Annotated in this window: 14 protein-coding genes; 5 read left to right on the top strand and 9 right to left on the bottom strand. The window is 69.9% G+C overall.

Annotated features, from left to right (window positions below; all coding sequences use genetic code 11):
- Positions 1 to 593: 593 nt before the first annotated feature.
- The 5 genes from E2C06_RS25815 to E2C06_RS25795 all read right to left on the bottom strand — a co-directional run bounded on the left by E2C06_RS25815 (position 594) and on the right by E2C06_RS25795 (position 4,412).
- Positions 594 to 848: a hypothetical protein gene (locus E2C06_RS25815; RefSeq protein WP_133291462.1), complete on the bottom strand. Its 255-nt coding sequence runs from the start codon at positions 846 to 848 to the stop codon at positions 594 to 596.
- Between the two features lie 158 nt (positions 849 to 1,006).
- Entirely contained in the window at positions 1,007 to 2,179 is a 1,173-nt protein-coding gene (locus tag E2C06_RS25810; protein ID WP_133291461.1) for an MFS transporter, read from the bottom strand.
- Between the two features lie 50 nt (positions 2,180 to 2,229).
- Positions 2,230 to 2,721, bottom strand: a complete 492-nt coding sequence (locus E2C06_RS25805; protein WP_133291460.1) for a cupin domain-containing protein — start codon at positions 2,719 to 2,721, stop codon at positions 2,230 to 2,232.
- A 103-nt stretch (positions 2,722 to 2,824) separates the two neighbouring features.
- Positions 2,825 to 3,394, bottom strand: coding sequence for a sigma-70 family RNA polymerase sigma factor (locus tag E2C06_RS25800; protein ID WP_241671471.1), 570 nt, complete (start codon positions 3,392 to 3,394; stop codon positions 2,825 to 2,827).
- A gap of 109 nt (positions 3,395 to 3,503) precedes the next feature.
- Positions 3,504 to 4,412 (bottom strand): LysR family transcriptional regulator, encoded by a 909-nt coding sequence (locus E2C06_RS25795; protein WP_133291459.1) that lies wholly within the window; start codon positions 4,410 to 4,412, stop codon positions 3,504 to 3,506.
- A 172-nt stretch (positions 4,413 to 4,584) separates the two neighbouring features.
- Between E2C06_RS25795 and E2C06_RS25790 the strand changes: the two genes are divergently transcribed.
- From E2C06_RS25790 to E2C06_RS25775, 4 genes are read left to right on the top strand one after another with little or no spacing between them, the layout of a single operon-like run.
- Positions 4,585 to 5,421, top strand: a complete 837-nt coding sequence (locus E2C06_RS25790; RefSeq protein WP_133291458.1) for a 3-hydroxybutyrate dehydrogenase — start codon at positions 4,585 to 4,587, stop codon at positions 5,419 to 5,421.
- Positions 5,422 to 5,435: 14 nt separating this feature from the next.
- Positions 5,436 to 6,572, top strand: a complete 1,137-nt coding sequence (locus E2C06_RS25785) for a patatin-like phospholipase family protein (protein ID WP_133291457.1) — start codon at positions 5,436 to 5,438, stop codon at positions 6,570 to 6,572.
- A gap of 22 nt (positions 6,573 to 6,594) precedes the next feature.
- Positions 6,595 to 7,056 carry a hypothetical protein gene (locus E2C06_RS25780; protein WP_133291456.1) on the top strand — a complete coding sequence of 154 codons (462 nt, stop codon included), beginning with the start codon at positions 6,595 to 6,597 and terminating at the stop codon, positions 7,054 to 7,056.
- A 33-nt stretch (positions 7,057 to 7,089) separates the two neighbouring features.
- Positions 7,090 to 8,187 (top strand): transporter substrate-binding domain-containing protein, encoded by a 1,098-nt coding sequence (locus E2C06_RS25775; RefSeq protein ID WP_165982664.1) that lies wholly within the window; start codon positions 7,090 to 7,092, stop codon positions 8,185 to 8,187.
- A gap of 580 nt (positions 8,188 to 8,767) precedes the next feature.
- Here E2C06_RS25775 and E2C06_RS25770 read toward each other — a convergent pair.
- On the bottom strand, positions 8,768 to 11,962 hold the full coding sequence (locus E2C06_RS25770; protein ID WP_133291454.1) for an efflux RND transporter permease subunit: 3,195 nt from the start codon (positions 11,960 to 11,962) through the stop codon (positions 8,768 to 8,770).
- Positions 11,963 to 12,094: 132 nt separating this feature from the next.
- A complete protein-coding gene (locus E2C06_RS25765; protein WP_193560508.1) occupies positions 12,095 to 13,312 on the bottom strand; it encodes an efflux RND transporter periplasmic adaptor subunit in 1,218 nt (405 codons plus the stop codon).
- Positions 13,313 to 13,460: 148 nt separating this feature from the next.
- Here E2C06_RS25765 and E2C06_RS25760 point away from each other — a divergent pair, with 148 nt between their 5' ends.
- Positions 13,461 to 14,042, top strand: a complete 582-nt coding sequence (locus E2C06_RS25760) for a TetR/AcrR family transcriptional regulator (protein ID WP_133291453.1) — start codon at positions 13,461 to 13,463, stop codon at positions 14,040 to 14,042.
- A 343-nt stretch (positions 14,043 to 14,385) separates the two neighbouring features.
- Here E2C06_RS25760 and kdpC read toward each other — a convergent pair whose 3' ends face one another.
- Positions 14,386 to 14,940 (bottom strand): potassium-transporting ATPase subunit KdpC, encoded by a 555-nt coding sequence (gene kdpC / locus E2C06_RS25755; protein ID WP_133291452.1) that lies wholly within the window; start codon positions 14,938 to 14,940, stop codon positions 14,386 to 14,388.
- A 2-nt stretch (positions 14,941 to 14,942) separates the two neighbouring features.
- Positions 14,943 to 17,006 (bottom strand): potassium-transporting ATPase subunit KdpB, encoded by a 2,064-nt coding sequence (gene kdpB, locus E2C06_RS25750; RefSeq protein ID WP_133291464.1) that lies wholly within the window; start codon positions 17,004 to 17,006, stop codon positions 14,943 to 14,945.
- Positions 17,007 to 17,015 lie beyond the last annotated feature (9 nt).

Below are 17,015 nucleotides of genomic sequence, written 5' to 3'. Positions count from 1 at the left end.
GGCCTGAGGTGCTGCGGGTTGGTCTCGACACCCAAATCCGTAAACGCAATCAGCAGTTTACGCCACGCCCGCCAGCCGCACCGTAGGCCCGTGATGAATAAGAGCGGCTAGCGACGTCCGTCAGACCCGGCTTGAAGGCAGGTAGGCGGACACACCGCATGCCGGACGGAAAGTGGATCAGGTGCCGGATGCTGGCGACCGGCTACGCGCGGGTGAGCACCGCAAGCCAGGACCTGCGGTCGCACCCCGGCCTGCCCGAGCCGGCGTGCAGGCGCCGCCGGCATCCCGGCCCAGGCGGTCTTCAGCCCTCGGCTGCCCTGTCCCATGCGGCCCAGCAGCACCTTGCCGCCCGGGCGCGGCCCCCGTGCCGGGACGGACGCGCCCGAGTCGGGCACATTATTCAGCCCAGCGCGACAGGAGGTTCGGCAAGATCATGCCGCGGTCCGTCAGACGCTCGATCCTCAGAACACCGCCCGAGTGCCGTGCGAAGCCATCGACTCGGGAGAGGCCGAACCGGTTCGCTCGCACCGCGGCCTGGTCCTGAAGAGTGGCTCCGTCACCCGCACCTCCGGCGTCATGCCGACGCCGAAGTCCTAGGCCCGAATTTCGAAGTAGTCGCCGGGCAAGGCACCGTCGTTGTTCGCCAGGTCCGCGCGGCCCAGCGGCAGGTCTGCGGTCGAGATAACGAGTCGGCCACCTTGCGGAATGGTGTCGGGCACATTGACATGGAGGCTCAGGATCGCGCTCCCCGGCTTGTTCGGGTCGCAGCGCACCACGCCCGCATCGTCCTCAAACCGAATATTCACCTTGATCGCGAGGTCCATCGCGCGGCGAACCAGTTCGGCCATGACGGCGTGCGAAGGCCAACACCTGGCGCTTCAGCCCCGCCATGCGCAACGACGCTTCGTTCGCGGCGGCGAGATAGCGCGTCAACATGCCAGCCGGCAGCGGGTTGCGCTTGCCGCCAGACTCAAGTTCCCCTGCGTTCCGGCAGGACCGGATAGGTTCAGAGACGCATACGCAGCCCCAAGATAACCGCGCCCCCTAGCGCAGCGCCGATGCCTGCCACGCACCCGAGCCAGCCGAAATGCTGAAAGGCTTGGCCGAGCATGGCGCTGCCGACGAGCCCACCTGCGAAATAGGCCGCAAGGTACATGCCGCTGGCTGCCGCGCGGTCATGCGTGACGATGCGGCCTACCAGGCCCGTGGCAATCGCCTGGGCGAGGAAGGTTCCGGCGGCGACCAGCACCATGCCGCTGGCGACCGCAATCAGCCTCGGCAGGAGCAGCAGCGGCAGCCCGGCTACCGCCAGCACCAACCCGCCCACCAGGACCGGCCCGGCCCCAAATCTGGCACCGATCCTCCCGGCGAGCGGCGTCGTCGCAACCGACGGCAGGAACACCAGGCAGGTCAGGCCAACCTGCATCGACGTAAGCCCGAAGGCCGGTCCGGTCAGCACGAAATTCACGTAGGTGAAGGTGCCGACGAAGGCGAACAGGATGCAGAAGCCGATTGCGAAGCAGGTCAGCAGGACAGGGTTGCTCAGATGCGCAGCCCAGCCGGCGCTGGTCCCGCCCGCGGTCGGCGCCGCCCGGTCGATGGTCGCATGGACCAGCGCTGCCCCGACCAGGTTGAGCAGCGCGAAGCCGAGGAAGCAGCCTGGCAGGCCGACATGATCGACGAGTGCCGCCGCGCCGAGCCGCCCGACCAGGTTGCTCGCCACGTTGCCGGTGACGTAGGCGGCGAAGGCGCTGGCGGATTGCCCCATGGCGCAGCGCTCCCCCAGATGCGCGAGGGTCAGGGTGAAGGCTGTCGCCATGCACAGCCCCTGCACGACGCGCAGGACGGCGAAGCTCGGCAGGTCCGGCGCGGCCGACAGCAGGGCGGTCGGCGCAGCTAGCAGCAGCAGGCTGGCCAGGATGGCGCGCCGCCGCGGCACGCGCCTGCCGATCAGCGCCACGCCGAGTGCCGCGACGGCCATTCCGAGCGTCGTCGCGTTCACCGCAGTGCCCATCTCCGCGGGGCTGACGCCGTAGTGCCCCGCAAGGCTCGGCAGGATGGCCTGGGCGGCGAAAAGGTCGACCAATGTCAGGAAGGCTATCGACCCGATCAGCAGGGTACGATGCAGCGCGAGCTGCCCTGCCATCGCGGGCGGCTCCATCACTTGGGGCTGCGGCATGGCAAGGCTCCTCGCCTGGGGCACCGGTCGAATCGGGCGCGCCTGCGCCGTCACATCACGTGCGGGTCTTCAGCCATGCCGAAGACATCCGCCGACAGGATTACCGCCGGAACCTTCCCGGTATTGCGCCACCAATGGACGACCCGATGATCCTCTGGCGTTGCCTGTCCGGCCTTATGCACGATCGGCACGGCGCAGAGGTTCTTGAACTCGGTCATCTCGCCGCTCTCGATGTAGATCAAGGCCGGGCGGTTCTCGTGGCTATGTACCGGCACTTCGCCGCCGGGCTGCACGACCAGCCGGCGCAGGCGGAGTCGGTAGCCGCGCAGCCCGACCTTCTCCTCGCCGAGGTCGAGCGAGGTGAGCACGGCGTCCGCCACGTCCCTGCCCTGCTTCGGGCCTTCGATGCCGGCCGCCGTCGCCGCCTTCCCGGGCGGGCACTCCGCTGCCCCGGTGGAGGACGCGATCAGCGTGCCGCCCAGGCCCATTGCCGCCGCCACCATCATGCGCCGCGTCGCGGCGCCGTTCGTCGTCTCGGTCATGTCGCTCCTCCTGAAATGCGCGGCATGCTCGCCGCGTCACCATGATCCGGATCGACCCCCGCCTGCGGAAATGCCATCCGGCGATGCAGTCGATGCCCCCGCGTCATGCCGCGCGCGGCAGCAGGATGCGGCGCAGCGACCGGATGGCCCGGTGGGTGGCGACCTTGACGCTTCCCGGCGTCAGACCGCTTCGCGCCGCGGCTTCGGCGACCGGCAGCTCCGCCAGCTTCGCCAGGGTCAGCGCGTCGCGCTGCGCGCGGGGCAAGGTGGCGATGGCCCGGCGCAGCTCCGCCGCCGCCAGCTCGCCGGTGGCCCGCGCCGGTTCCGCGGTCGCGTGCTCGGACAGGTCGCGGAGCGGGACGGCCCGCCGCAGCGCCTGGGCCCGGCGCAGCCGGTCGATGCAGCGGCGCTCGCAGAGGGTGGCCAGCCAGGGCCGGACCGGCCGCGTCGGGTCCCAGCTGTGGCGGATCCGGTGCAGGGTCAGCAGCGTGTCCTGCACGGCATCCTCCGCCTCGGCGGCATCGGCGATGCGGCGGCCTGCGATGCCGCGCAGCAGGGGCAGCGCCGCGCGCAGCAGGCGGTCATAGGCACGGGCGTCGCCGGCCTGCGCGGCGAGCATCCACTCCTCCCAGCGGCCGTCTCCGGTCGCTGCGCGCATCGTCGTACCAGCCATGTCGCGGTCCCCTTGCCCATGTCATGGGCGGCAGGATCGGCCTGGCGTCGCGCCGCCTGCCAAGGCCGCTGCGGCATCGGGGTGATGCCCGAGAGTCATGGCAGGCAGGTCAGCCCTCGGGCGCCAGCCATGCGGCCGCGCTCTCCGGCCAGCGGTACTGCCGGATCGCCTGCACGAAGCTCGCAACCGGCGAAGACCAGCGCCGGCCGGCGACGGTCACCAGGCACACCTCGCGGCTGACCTCGGGGTGGTGCACCGGGCGAATGACCAGGCCGGGATGGGTGGCGGAGTATTCCGGCAGGAAGCAGACTCCCATCCCGGCCGCAACCATGGTCTGGATCCAGTCCTCGCGCTCGCTTCGGTAAGACCGGACGAGGTTGGCGCCGCAGGCCTCGCACTGGTCGCGCAAAACGTCACGGAACTCGCAGTTGATCCGCTGCAGGTAGGTCTCGCCGTCCATGTCCTGCATCGCCACCGAATTGCGCCGGGCAAAGCGATGCCCGGCCGAGCAGGCAACCACGAAACGCTCGGCATAGAGCGGTTCGGCGCGCAGCTTCTCCTCGAAACCGTCCGCCTTGGCCATGACCGCAATGTCGATATCGCCCTGCAGCAATGCATCCGAGAGCCTGACGGGCACGCTTTCGCTCAGCGTCAGCTCAATGCCGGGGTGGTCGGCACGGAAACGATTGAGGAAGCCGACGAAACGCAGCGGGCCGATCGTGCACATCACGCCAAGGCGGAGATGTGCGCTTTCCAGCCGCAGGAAGCGCGTCGCCTGCGCCTTCGCCGCCGTCGTGCGCGCCACCACCTCCTCGAGGTGCGGCTGCATCAGCCGGCCCAACTCGGTCAGATGGGTGTTGCCGCGCTCGCGGGAAAACAGCAGCCCGCCAAGCTCGTCTTCGAGCTTCTGGATCGCACGGGTCAGCGCGGGCTGCGTCACGTTGCACTGCTCCGCCGCCCGGGTGAAGTTCAGCGTGCGGCAGACCGCGAGGAAGTAGCGGATCTCGTGGATCTCCATGGCGCCTCCGAGGCCTGCCCGAATACTCCATTTGTATGCCGGGAAGCCTATCACGCGCGCCCCCGGCGCCGCCATGACATGTGCTGATCGACCTGCTGCCCATGCGGCATTGGCTTGGCGCGCCCTCCCGGCCCTAGCGTCTGCCCGGACAAGCCAGGAGGAGGCATACGCCATGAACACCATTATGACCCCTGCAGGGCTGGCCGAGGTGCCGGGGCCGTCGCGGTCGCTGGAAGGGCGCGTGGCGATCGTGACCGGCTCGACCTCGGGGATTGGGCTCGGTATCGCCGAGGCGCTTGCCATCCGCGGCGCATCGGTTGTGCTGAATGGCTTCGGTCCAACCGATGAGATCGCCGCCACCTGCCGGCGCTTGGCCGAGATTCATGACGTCCCGGTACGGCATGACAGGGCGGACATGGCGCAGCCGGCCGAGATTACTGCCCTCATGGAGCGCACTGCCCGTGCGTTCGGCCCCTGTGACATCCTCGTCAACAATGCCGGCATCCAGCACGTGGCGCAGATCGAGGACTTCCCGCCCGACAAGTGGGAGGCAATCCTTGCGATCAACCTCTCCGCCGCGTTTCATACAATGCGGGCGGCGCTGCCGCGCATGAAGGCACGCCGCTTCGGGCGGATCGTGAACGTCGCCTCGGCACATGGCCTGGTCGCTTCGCCCTTCAAGTCGGCCTACGTCGCGGCCAAGCATGGCTTGGTCGGGCTGACCAAGGTTGCGGCGCTGGAGGCGGCCGAGAACGGGGTGACCTGCAACGCGGTCTGTCCCGGCTATGTCTGGACGCCGCTGGTGGCAGACCAGGTCGCCCAGCAGGCGACGGCGCATGGCCTGTCCGAGGAGGAGGTAGTGCGCAGGGTTTTCCTGGCCGAGCAGCCGACCCGCCGCTTCGCCACCGTCGATGAGGTCGCCGGCACCGTCGCCTTCCTCTGCTCACGCGCCGCGGCCTCCATCACCGGCATCGCGCTACCGGTCGATGGCGGCTGGACGACGCATTGACGGGAGCGGGGACAATGGACGGATCGACCGGCGGTGTTGGGCCGCGCTCGCAGCAGGTGGTGCTGGTGCTGCAGGGGGGCGGCGCGCTCGGCGCGTACCAGGCCGGCGTCTTCGAGGCACTGCACGAGGCAGGCATCGAGCCGGACTGGGTGATCGGCACCTCGATCGGCGCCATCAATGCCGCGCTGATCGCCGGCAATGCGCCGGCGGACCGGCTGCCGCGGCTGCGCGCCTTCTGGGACCGCGTCGCGCATGACCCGGGGCTGGAGAATTGGGCCGGCATGACCGGACTGCCCGCCCTGCTGCCGCGCTTGGCGACGCTGATGGGCGGCGTCGCCGGCTTTTTCCGGCCCAACCCGCTCGCCTTCCTGGGCTGGGAGGTGCCGCTGACGCCCGAGCGTGCGGGCTACTACACAACCGCGCCGCTGGCCGACACGCTGGCGGGCCTGATCGATCCGGCGCGGCTGCGGGCCGGCTCACCGCGGCTGACGGTCGGAGCCGCCAATTTCCGAACCGGCGAGATGCGCTACTTCGACAGCCGCGACATGCCGCTGGGCCTGCGGCATGTCATGGCCTCCGGGGCACTGCCGCCGGCCTTCCCCGCGGTGCGGATCGACGGCGAGTTGTGGTGGGACGGCGGCATCCTGTCCAACACGCCGGTTGAATGCGTCTTCGACGACACCCCGCGGCGGAATTCCTTGGTCTTCGCCGTGCACATCTGGAACCCGGCGGGTCCGGAGCCCGAGACCATCGCGCAGGTGCTGCATCGGCAGAAGGACCTGCAATATGCCAGCCGGGCCGCCAGCTACATTAAGCGCCAGCAGCAGATGCACCGACTGCGGCATGTGATCGAGGCGCTGGCGGGGCAACTTCCGCCCGAGGCGCTGGACGATCCCGCGGTTCGGGACCTGACCGCCTATGGTTGTCGCACGGTGATGCATGTGGTGCGGTTGCTGGCACCCGGCCTCGACCAGGAAGACCACGCGAAGGACATCGACTTCAGCAGCGCTGGCATCCGCGCACGCTGGGCGGCAGGCTTGGCCGACACGCGCCGGGCCCTGGCGGTCAGGCCGTGGGAGCAGACATCCGATCCGCTTGAAGGCTTCGTGCTGCACGAAATACGGCACGACACCATACCGGCGGCGGCCTGAGATGGGACGGGGGAGCGGTTCGATGCGCGTCGTGATCATGGCCGTCGCCCTGCTGGCCGGGCTTGCGAGCCCGGCGGCGGCAGGGCCTGCCGAGGAGGCGCGGCGCCTCTATGCCGGCTTCATCGCGGCGCAGAACGCGAACGACCTGACAGGGGTGCGCAGCCTGCTGTTGGACAGCCCGCGCTTTCTCTGGGTCACCAATGGCCTGTCGGTCTGGGGGCCGGACGCCGCCGTCGCACGGCTCACGCGATTTCATGCCAACGAGGTCTGGCGCATCGATCACGACCAGGATCGCGCCCGTGCCGTCGAGGTCACCGCCGATGCGGCCTTCCTCCATGTGCCGTTGACGCTGACCGTCGGGCCGGCGGCAAGGCCGGAGCGCTACCACATCCTCATCACCGCGCTCTGCGCCGACACGCCGGCGGGCTGGCGCATCGCCGCGCTGTTCACGGCCGATGAGAACCGCGACGAGGCGGGGCGCTGAGCCGTGCCGCACCTTACAACCGCAACCCCGGCAGTGCGACGGGCCGTGGGCTGCGTCCTGCTGCTGCTCGGTCTCGGTGCGGCTGGCCAGGCGCGTGGCCAGCCCGATGCCGCGGCCACCAGCACGCGTCCGCTGCTACGGGCCATTACCGGTCACGCCGCGCCCTTCGTCCAGCTGCCCGGCACGCCTGTCTCCGGCTTCAGCATCGAGGTCTGGCAGGAGGTCGCGCGGCGACTCGGCGTCGACACCGCCTGGACCGTGCTGCCGGACCTCAGCGACGAAGCCCAGATTGATGCGGTCGTGGAGCGCCGGGCAGACCTCGCCATCTCCGCGCTCACCATCACCGCCGCACGCGAGGCGCGGGTCGACTTGAGCCTGCCCTACGCCGATTCCGGGCTGCAGGTGCTGGTGGCCGCGGAACATGCCCATCCGCTCGCCGCCATGCTATCGGCCCTGATGTCGCCGGCGATGCGGGACCTGCTCGGCATTGGCGGGGCCATCATGCTCGCGCTGGCGCATCTCCTCTGGCTGGTGGAGCGACGGCACGATCCCGCCTTCCGGCGACCCTATCCGTGGGTGATCGCGGAGGCGCTGTGGGGCGTGGTGCTGATCGTCGCCACCGGCGAGCATGGCGACCGCCACACGCCGCGCGTGCTCAAGCGCCTGACGGTCGCTATGCTGTGGCTGCTCGGCGTGGTGCTCATTGCCCAGTTCACTGCGACGGTCACCGCGGCGCTGACGGTCGACCGGCTCCGCTCGGACATCCGCGGGCCGGACGACCTGCCGGGCCAGACCATCGCAACCGCACCCGGCAGCATCGCCGCGGACTGGCTGCAGGCCCGGGACCTGCCCTTCGTGCCGGTCTCGGACACCGAGCAGGCCTATGCCATGCTGGTCCGCGGCGAGATTCGGGCGGTCGTCTATGACGCGCCGCAACTGCGGCATTGGCTGGCCAACCGTGGACCGAGCATGGCCACGCTGGTCGGGCCGGTGTTCCGTCCCGAGCGCTATGCCATCGCCCTGCCGACCGGCAGCCCGCTGCGCAAATTGATCAACTCGGCGCTTCTGGCAATGCAGGAGGACGGGACCGCCGATGCGATCAGTCGGCGCTGGTTCGGCATGCCGCCATAGGTACATTTCTTGGGTGAGAGGCCATGAGGTTCAGGCCGTTGCTCTCGCCTCATGCTGTTCCCGCAGGCCACTGGCATTCTTCAACGGCTGGCACGTGACTGCCGCAGGCTGGGGCCAAGAGGGGGAGGCATCTCGGTCTGCTCCCTGAGCCTCGGAGCATTGCCGCACTTCGACTCCGAACGATCCACGGGATCGCCTCGCTTGCGCATCCACCACCGCTGCAGGTCGGAAGCGGCACGTCCTCGTGGACGCGGCCAGGCTCGTTCTGCTTGTTCATGTGCACGCCGTCGATCTGGATGATGGACTTGGGTGCCCAAGCCCTCATCACTCGCGCTAACCCCGACAAGTTGCCGCCTCTGACGCGGGTCTGGACGGACGGCATCTTTGCGGGGCCTTTCGAGCGCCGGCGTCATGGCGAACGCGGCTGGCGCATCGAAGCGTCGAAGCACCGCCACCGGCATCTCTGGCGCCGTGGCTTGAAGGAAAGTCGTGGCGCATCCCTATGGATTCCGGGACGCGCCCGGAATCCCGATCCTCCGACGTGGCCCACCGGCGTCTCGCATGCCATCTGCGCCTGGCATCAAGGCGCACTCGATGGTTCACGCCGGTCGACCACCGGCCGCGCTGCCGGCGCCAAGCTGCGCTGTGTGCTGCGGCGCGCCATGGCGCGCGCCACCACGTAGAAGACCGGCGTGAACAGCAGGCCGAACAGCGTCACGCCCAACATGCCGTAGAAGACCGCGACGCCGAGGCTCTGCCGCATCTCCGCGCCGGCGCCGGTCGCGACAGTCAGCGGCAACACACCGAGGATGAAGGCCAGGCTGGTCATCAGGATCGGACGCAGCCGGGTGCGCGCCGCAGCGGCTGCGGCTTCCCAACGCGTGGCGCCTGCCGTCTCGGCGGCGCGGGCAAATTCGACGATCAGAATGGCGTTCTTCGCGGCGAGTCCGACCAGCACCACCAGCCCGACCTGCACCAACACGTTGTTGTCGAGCCCGGTATGCCAGACGCCGAGCAGCGCCGCCAGCACCGACATCGGCGCGATCATCACCACCGCCAGCGGTAGCAGCCAGCTCTCGTACATTGCCGCCAGCACCAGGAAGACGAAGACCACAGCCAAGCCAAAGGCGACCGGCGCGGTGTTGCCGGCGATGCTCTCCTGCAGGGCCAGCTCGGTCCATTCGTAGCCGAAGCCTTCCGGCAGGGCGTCGCGCACCACCACCTCCATGGCCGCAATCGCCTGGCCCGTGGAGATACCCGGCAGAGCCGCGCCCTGCACCTCGGCCGCGGGGTAGAGGTTGTAGCGTGGCACGCGGTAGGGGCCCGAGGTTTCGCGAAAGGTGGCGACGCTGCCGAGCGGCACCATCGCCCCGGCATCTGTCCGGGTACGCAGCCGGGCGATGTCCTCGACCGTCATGCGGTGGGCCATGTCGGCCTGCGCCGTCACCCGCCAGGTGCGGCCCAGTAGGTTGAAGTCGTTGACGAAGGCTGAGCCCATGTAGGTGCCCATCGCCTCATGCACGCGGGAGATCGGCACGCCCAGCATTTCCGCCCGCGTCCGGTCGATCTCGGCATGGATTTGCGGCGTCGCGGTGTTGAACAGGCTGAAGGCGAAGGCGATGCCGGGCGCCCGGTTCGCTGCCGCCACCACCTGCTGAGTTGCCGCCTCCAGTGCTTGCGGGCCGCGCCCGGCGCGGTCCTGGATCATCAGCTTGAAGCCGCCGCCAGTGCCGATGCCCGGCACCGGCGGTGGTGGAATGACCAGCACGCGCGCATCCGGCTCGCCCGATAGCCGGGCCTGCAGGTCGGCCAGGATGGCATTGCCGCTCAGCCCCAGCTTCTCGCGGTCCTCGAAGGATTCCAGGCCGGTGAAAACAACGCCGGTATTCGGTGCGTTGGTGAAGGTGGCGCCGTCAAAGCCGACGAAAGCGACTGCGTCCTTGATGCCCGGTGTCGCCAGTATGGTCTCGGATGCCCGACGGATGACGGCATCCGTCCGGCTCAGGCTGGCGCCCGGCGGCAGTTGGAACGCTACGATGAAGTAGCCGCGGTCGAGCGGCGGAATGAGCCCGGTCGGCGTCACCAGCACCCGCTGCCCTGTTGCCGCCAGCAATCCGGCATAGAGCAGCAGCAGAATGATCGGCAGCCGCACCAGTCGCCGGGTCAGCCCGCCATATCCGAGCGACAGCCGCTCGAACAGCCAGTTGAAGCCGCGGAAGAACAGGCCGATCGGCGCCAGCAGGCGGGACCGTGACGCGGCATGGCCGTGTGGCTTCAGCAGCAGTGCCGCCAGCGCCGGGGACAGCGTCAGCGAGACCAGCATCGAGAGTACGGTGGCGACCGCGATCGTCACCGCGAACTGCTTGTAGAAGGCGCCCTGGATGCCACCGATGAAGGCGGTTGGCACGAAAACCGCGACAAGCACCAAAGCGATGGCGATCAGCGCGCCGCCGACCTCGTCCATGGTGAGGCGCGCCGCCTCGAGCGGCGAGAGCCCCTCGGCCATGTGCCGCTCGGCATTCTCGACCACGACGATGGCGTCATCGACCACGATGCCGATGGCGAGAATCAGCCCGAACATGGTCAGCGTGTTCAGGGTGAAGCCGAGCGCCAGCAGCACGGCGAACGTGCCGACAATGGAGACCGGGATGGCCAGCAGCGGGATGACGGCGGCCCGCCAGTTCTGCAGGAACAGCACCACCACCAGCACCACCAGCGCGACGGCCTCGGCGAAGGTGTGCAGCACGGCCTCCATGCTCTGGGCGATGAAGCGCGTCGGGTCGTAGACCACGCTGTAGCCGATGCCGGAGGGAAAGCTGCCTTGCGCCTCCTCCATCGTGCGGCGGACAGCGGCGGCAGTCGCCAGCGCATTGGTGCCTGGACGCTGGAAGATCACGATAGCGGTCGCCACCTGGTTGTTCAGCAACGCGTTGACGGTGTAGTCGGCGGCGCCGATCTCGGTCCTGGCGATGTCGCGCAGCCGCAGCGGCGCGCCGCCCGCTCCGGTCGTGATGACCTGCTCATCGAATTGCTCGGGCGAGGTGAGGCGACCCTGCGCCTGCAGGTTCACCTCGAAGGCGCCCGCACCAGTGGCGCGTGGCGCCTGGCCGATGGCGCCGGCGGCAACCTGGGCATTGGCGCGGCGGAGCGCGTCCAGCACGTCGCCCGGCGCCAAGCCGTGCGCGGCGACCCGGTCGGGGTCGAGCCAGACCCGCATGGCGTAGTCGCGCGCGCCGAAGACCTGCGCGTCGCCGACGCCGTCCAGCCGTGTCAACCGGTCCTTGATCGCCAGGGTGGCGAAGTTGGAGATGTATTCCTGGCTTCGACTGCCGTCGGGGGAGGTCAAGTGCACGACCATCAGCAGGTCGGGCGAAGCCTTCTTCACGGTGATGCCGAGCCGCCGCACGTCCTCGGGCAGCCGCGGCTCGGCGATCGCGACGCGGTTCTGCACCAGCACCTGCGCCTGGTCGATATTGGTGCCCTGCTGGAACACCACGCTGATCGTCACCCGACCATCGCCGGTCGACTGGGAGGAGAGGTACAACATGCCATCGACGCCGTTCACCTCCTGCTCGATCGGGCCGGCGACAGTGGCGGCGATGGTCTCGGCCGAGGCGCCGGGATAGAGCGCGGTAACCTGCACGGTCGGCGGGGCGATGTCGGGGTACTCGGCGATTGGCAGCCGCCATGCGGCAATGCCGCCGACCAGGGTGATCGCTATGGCGAGCACGGCGGCGAAGACGGGGCGGTCGATGAAGAAGCGGGCGAGGCGCATGGCGCGGTGTTCCTGGGAGGAGGCGGAAAACCGGCCCCCGGCGGCCCATCGCGGCCGGCGACCAGGGGACGCCGCGCGCGATGGTTCACGGATGGCGAGGCCGGCCGCAGCCGGCCCCGGCCGGGAGGTCGGTCAGTCGGCGGCGGCCATGGGGCCCGGCCCGATGCGGCCGAGTTCCGCGGTGACGTGGGCGCCCGGGCGGGCACGGTGCAGGCCGCCGATGATCACCCGATCCTCCGGCGCCAGGCCGCTGCGCACGACACGCAGCCCATCCACCAGTGGGCCCAGCAGGACGGTGCGCGGCGAGACCGTGCCGTCCGACGCAACGGTCAGAACCATGCGGCCGGACTGGTCGGCCATGATCGCGGCATCGGGCACCATCAGTGCCGGGGCCTCGCCGGCAAACAGGCGAAGGCGGGCGAAGCTGCCGGGCGTGAGGAAGAGGTCCGGGTTCGGCACCACGGCGCGACCGCGAATCGTGCCGCTGCGGGCGTCGAAGCCGCTGTCGACGAAGTCCATGCGCCCCTCGCGGCGGAAGTCGGGCTCGTCCAGCAGCCGTAGCTGGACCACCGTGTCGGCTTGGCCAGCGCCGCGCCGCATGCCGCCCCGTGTCGCCCGCGCATAGCGCAGGTATTCGGTCTCGCTTGCATCAAAGGAAACATAGATCGGGTCGAGTGCCACAAGCGTGGTCAGCAGGGTGGTCCCCTGCTGCACCAGGTTGCCGGCATCGACGCGGCGGTCGCTCACGCGGCCCGGGCGCGGCGCGCGGATTTCGGAGAATTCGAGGTCGAGTTCCGCCTGGTGCAGCGCGGCACGGGCGGCGGCGAGGCCGGCCTGCCCCTCCCGAAGCGCGCTGCGCCTCGTGTCCATCTCGGACTCCGGTGCGAAGCGCTGCTGCACCAGCGGCGTGTAGCGCTGTACCTGTTGCTCGGCGAGGGTGAGCCGCGCCTCGTTGCGGGCGACCTCGGCGCGGGCATTCTCGACCGCAATCTGGAAGGGTCGCTGGTCCAGCGTGAAAAGCAGCTCGCCGGCACGGACCAGGGCGCCGTCCTGGAAATGCACCTGCATTACCTGGCCGGAGACCCGCGGTCGGATCTCGACCCGGGCCGAAGGTTCAATCCGGGCGGTGTGCTCGTTCCATTCCGCCACCTGACGGGCCAGCGGCGTGGCCACGGTGACTGGGGGCGCGGCGGGGGTGCCCTGCGCCCGAACCGGGGGTGCCAGCGCCGTGCCGGCCAGCAGCGCCAGAGCCGTCGCGCCCTGCACAAGCCGGTTTGCCTGCCGCGGGGCGAGTCCGGCCTGGGTCCGGTTCAGCCAATCAATCCAGGGACTTGCGTCGTTCTCGCTCATTAGGGCCTTGCGATGATCAGAGGGCATCGCCATTCTCCAGGGCCAGATGATACCGACCGGTTCGTCTCAAAGTAAGTGACCGGTCAGTATCAGCAAGTCGGAATGGCCGCGGCGTCTATCACGCTGCCGAGAGGAGAGGGAGACCGCCATGTCCAGCGCCACTGCCGACCGGCCGAAGGCAGCGCAGCGCATCCAGAGCGCGGCGAAGGACCTGTTCTACCGTCAGGGCATCCGGGCCACCGGGGTCGAGGAGGTGTGCCGCGTCGCCGAGGCGACCAAGATGAGTCTCTACCGCGCTTATCCCAGCAAGGATGCGCTGGTCGCCGCCATCCTCGCGGAGGATGCAGCAGCCTACGATGCCTGGTTTGCGGCGGTGACGGAGCCCGCCCCGACGCCGGCGGCGAAGTTGCGCGCGGTGGTGGCGGCGATCGCGGCGAAGCTCCAGGAGCCCGACTATCGCGGCTGCCCGCTTCTGCTGGCACAGGCGGAGTTTCCTGACCCGGAGCACCCGACGCATCAGGCGGTGGCCGCGCATAAAAGCCGCATGCGGGCGGGGCTGGCAGAGCTCGCCAGGGAAGCCGGCGCGACGCGGCCGGAACTGGTGGGCGACACGCTGGCGATGCTGATCGATGGCGCTTGGTCGGCCCTGCCCTATCTTGGCGGCCCCAGGGCGGGCGAGGTGCTCCGCGAGGGTGCGGAGGTCGTCCTGCGTGATTCGATTGGGCAGTGACGCGCCTTTGCTTGCTGGCAACCTTGCCGGCACCACGAAGTCATGCACGGCGGCTCGGAATTGATCCGGCACTGATGCCAAAGCCTTTGCGCTCGGTCGACCGAACGAGGAGCTTGCGCGAGCCCTGTTCGGGGCATGCTGCAAACCGGCGCGTGTCAATCACCGTGTTGGACGCGCATGATGGCAGCCGTCCTCCTCGTCGTCACAGAGTCCGGATGAAAGCGGACCCAGGAGCGCATCTGCTCCACTAAACCGTCGGCCGCGCGCGTAGGCCTTCGCGGGTCAGACTGACCTGGTTCGGTCCTTTGCTCTGGAAAGAGCGGGATGAGGCTTTCCAGCCTTTTCACGTCGATCCGTCGAGTGCGAGGTCGAGGCGCAGCACGTTCACGCGCGGATCGCCGAACACACCGAGTTGCCGCCCCTCGGTGTATGCCGCCACCAACTCTGCCAGCCGCGCTTCGGACATGCCGCGGGCCTGCGCCACGCGACGGATCTGCCGCGCTGCATTCTCCGGGCTGACATGCGGGTCGAGCCCGGCGCCCGAGGCCTGGACGGCATCCGCCGGCACGGGTCCGCCGCCGAGGGCCGCGACGCGCGCCTTCACCGCGTCGAGCAGCGCCGCCGAGGTTGGGCCAAGCTGCGAGGCGGCGGACGCGGCGGCGTTGTAGGGCGCCGGCGTGGTCGCCGAGGGACGAGGCTGGAAGTAGCAGTCCGCGGTGAAGTCCTGCCCGAGCAACGCGGAGCCGACGACCCGGCCGTCGCGCTCGATCAGGCTGCCGCCGGCCTGGGTAGGGAAGACCAGCCCGGCCATCCCGGTGAAGGCCAGCGGTACGGCGAGGCCGAGGAGCAGGGTGAACAGCACCACGAGCGCAATGGCCGGGCGGAGGACGGATGTCATGGTCAGGCAAGCCCCAGCAGGACGAGGAGGAGATCGATCAGCTTGATCCCGACAAAGGGCGCGACGAGGCCGCCCAGGCCGTAGATCAGCAGGTTGCGTCGCAGCAGCGCGGCCGCGCCGACCGGTACATAGGCGACACCGCGCAAGGCCAGCGGCACCAGGGCAACGATGATCAGCGCGTTGAAGATGACGGCGGAGAGGATCGCGCTCTCCGGGGAGGCGAGCCGCATGACGTTCAGCGCCCCCAGCTCCGGATAGCTCGCCGCGAAGATCGCCGGCAGGATGGCGAAGTACTTCGCCACGTCGTTGGCTATGGAGAAGGTGGTCAGCGCGCCGCGGGTGATCAGCAGCTGCTTGCCGATCTCCACCACTTCGATCAGCTTGGTGGGGTCGCTGTCGAGGTCCACCATGTTGCCGGCCTCGCGCGCTGCCTGCGTGCCGGTCTGCATGGCCAGCCCGACATCGGCCTGTGCGAGGGCGGGCGCATCGTTGGTGCCGTCACCGGCCATCGCCACCAGCCGCCCCTCGGCCTGGGCACGGCGGATATACGCAAGCTTGTCCTCGGGCGTCGCTTCCGCGATGAAGTCGTCCACCCCGGCCTCGGCGGCAATGGCGGCGGCGGTCAGCCGGTTGTCGCCGGTAACCATGACGGTGCGGATGCCCATCCGGCGCAGCGCGTCGAAGCGGGCGCGCATGCCCGTCTTCACGATGTCCTTCAGCTCGATCGCGCCGAGCAGCCGGCCGTCCATGGCGACGGCCAGCGGCGTGGCGCCGGCGCGCGCGATGCGATCCACCGCCTCGCGCAGCGCCGGCGGCGGCTCGGTGCCGAGCATGCGGGCAAGGCTGTCCACCGCACCCTTTCGGTATGCGCCGGTTGGCAGGTCGAGGCCGGAGATGCGCGTCTGTGCGGTGAAGGGCGACACCCGCGCCCCGGCCGGCAGCGCCGGGGCGGCGATCCCGTTGCGCTCCCGCGCGAAGGCCAGGATGGATCGTCCCTCCGGCGTCTCGTCGGCCAGGCTGGACAATGCCGCGGCCTCCGCCAGCTCGCGCTCCGTCACGCCCGGGACGGGGATGAACCCGGCCGCCTGGCGGTTGCCGAGCGTGATGGTGCCGGTCTTGTCGAGCAGCAGCACGTCGACGTCGCCGGCGGCCTCCACCGCGCGGCCCGAGGTTGCGAGCACGTTGAAGCGCACCAGGCGGTCCATCCCCGCGATGCCGATCGCCGATAGCAGGCCACCGATCGTCGTGGGTATCAGCGTGACCAGCAGCGCCGCGAGCACCGGTACGGAGGGCGGCCGGCCGCCCCATGACGCCAGCCCCACCAGCGTGGCTACCGCGATCAGGAAGATGATCGTCATGCCGGCCAGCAGGATGTCGAGCGCGATCTCGTTCGGCGTCTTCTGCCGGCCCGCGCCCTCGACCAGGGCGATCATGCGGTCGAGGAAAGTGGCGCCGGGCGCCGCCGTGATGCGCAGCACGAGCCAGTCGGAGACGACCAGCGTGCCGCCGGTGACGGCGCTGCGGTCGCCGCCGCTCTCGCGGATCACGGGCGCGGATTCACCGGTCACCGCCGCCTCGTTCACGCTGGCGATGCCCTCCACCACCTCGCCGTCGGAGGGGATGAGGTCGCCGGCCTCGGCCAGCACCAGGTCGCCCACGCGCAGGTCCGTGGCCGCGCGCGGCTGCCACAGCGCGCGGTCGTCGCCTCGCACCAGCAGCTTGGCGCGGGCATCGGTGCGTGTGCGCCGCAGGCTTTCCGCCTGGGCGCGGCCGCGGCCTTCCGCCACCGCTTCCGCGAAGGTGGAGAAGAGGACGGTCAGCCAGAGCCAGAGCGCGATGCCGACCTGGAAGGTCCAGGGCTCGCCGAGCAGCGCTGCCCGGCCCGACAGGATCGTCACCAGGATCGCCACGACCTCGGTGACGAAGATCACGGGGTTCCGCACGAGGCGCCGCGGGTCGAGCTTCCGGAGCGCGTCGAGCGCGGCGCGCCGAAGAATCGGGTGGGTGAGCAGCGCGGCGCGGCGTGTGCCGCGGCGGGCCTCGTCGGCCGGGATGGCTTGCGTCATGTTCATCGG

Origin of the sequence: Dankookia rubra (assembly GCF_004355005.1) — a bacterium.
Taxonomy (GTDB): Bacteria; Pseudomonadota; Alphaproteobacteria; order Acetobacterales; family Acetobacteraceae; genus Paracraurococcus; species Paracraurococcus ruber_A.
This window is presented reverse-complemented; position numbering and strand designations above follow the sequence as displayed.